Raw genomic sequence first — 1,579 nt, 5'->3', positions numbered from 1 at the left:
TAGCCGCAGCGGCAGCTCTCACGGCGATCGCGTTCGCCTGGCGGCCGGAACTGTATGTCGTGGACCGCCCCGTCGCGCGCACGTGTCAGCAGGTGCAGGACACGGAGGTGTGCCTACATGCGGCTAACGCTCCGGCGATGGCTCGAACCGTCGATGTCGTTGGGCGCTTGCGCGATGCGGGACTGGCCCCGGTGCTGCGCCGTGTGACGGACTTCGCGGTCTCCGATCACGACAAGCCGCGCCCTGGAGAGGCATTCGTTGAACTCAATCCAGGTCCTCTCGACCGTCGTTTCGTCGCCGCCACCATCCCCGACCAGGTCGCCTTCCTCGTGAGCGAAGCCATGACCCTCCGCGCCTGCTCGCAGCCGGGCCGATCTATCGAAGGCCGCGACATCGCGGCGGTGCTGCAAGGACGAATTCTTCAACTAGCCGGCTTCGCCCAACTGGCGAACACCGTGGCACCAGCCCAACCACCGTCAGCAGCGCAGAAACTGGCAACCATGAACGCCGAGCAACTCATCGAGTTCGTCCAGATCAACCAACAGCTGATCCGATCGTGCCTACTCTCACCCGCCAGCCTTCCGTGATGCGTGGCCGCGTCGCCGGACTCTGGCACGCCCGCGGCGGGCCACTCGCCTCGACCGTCATCGTCGTCGCACTGGTTATCGCTGCCGCGTTTCCCGAGTTGAGTCTGTCGGTCAGCACGGTGTTCGACCTGCCGCCCCGAGGCGTTGGCACCCCGGAGCTAGTTACCATCGCGCTGGCCAGCGTTCTTCCGGCGATCACCACTCCACGATTCGACGGGCGAGAACTCACCGCGCGCCGGTCCGCGCGGCTCGGACACCTGACCTACTCCACGATCATGCTCGCAGCCCCACTGGCCGTCCTGCCGGTCTGGTACTGGGTGATCACCATCCGTCACCCCGACACGCAGTTCCCACCCCTGCACGGCCTCATCGGCAATGTGGTTGTCTTCACAAGCACCGGCGCGATTCTCTGCCTCATTCTCGGCCCGCTGGTCGCCACCGTCGCCACGCCATCCCTGTTCGCACTACTCGTGGTCGCTCAGCAAGCCCTACCGGAATCGCTACTCAGCAAGATCTTCTCCACCGGCCGATCCTGGCACACCAACTACTGGATCACGACCACAGTAGCGCTCCTGGCCCTCGTCCTCAGTTGGCGCCTACGAGCCGTTCCATGGCCCAACCGTCCGTGACCACGAACTCAGCCTGACGGCTCAGCCCAACCGCCCCATCCCCTGCCTGCTCAACGCACGCTGAGGACACTGCAAACGGGCGCGCGTGCATGCCCGGCTGACGACGACGCTGCCTGGCACCCACAACTGCGCCTGTGACCAGCCGCGCCGCGCTGAGCGCCATCGCCGTCACGGTCTCCCTGAGCCTTCGACCTGCCCTCAACGCAAGCACAAGTCAGCCGACCAGCCTGGCGGGTCGGCCAAACCACCACGCCCAGAAAACGACACGATCTTGCGAAAGACGGAGCGACATCAATCTGCGAAGCAGGCCAAACATCCCTGGTCAGAGCGCCGCCCGACGACAAGATCAACGAGAACCTACAA

2 protein-coding genes are annotated in these 1,579 nt (G+C 65.2%); both read left to right on the top strand.

The window, feature by feature from the left end:
- A partial coding sequence (locus D7I43_RS32640; RefSeq protein WP_204985351.1) for a hypothetical protein occupies positions 1-587 on the top strand: 587 nt, incomplete at its 5' end.
- The gene (locus D7I43_RS32395) at positions 587-1,216 is read left to right on the top strand and encodes a hypothetical protein (RefSeq protein ID WP_109904559.1); all 630 of its coding nucleotides are present in this window, start codon (positions 587-589) and stop codon (positions 1,214-1,216) included. The genes D7I43_RS32640 and D7I43_RS32395, both read left to right, overlap by 1 nt.
- Positions 1,217-1,579 lie beyond the last annotated feature (363 nt).

Source organism: Micromonospora globbae (genome assembly GCF_003610785.1).
In the GTDB taxonomy this organism is placed as follows: Bacteria; Actinomycetota; Actinomycetes; order Mycobacteriales; family Micromonosporaceae; genus Micromonospora; species Micromonospora globbae.
The sequence above is the reverse complement of the archived record's forward strand: the minus strand, read 5'-3'. Positions and strand labels throughout refer to the sequence as shown.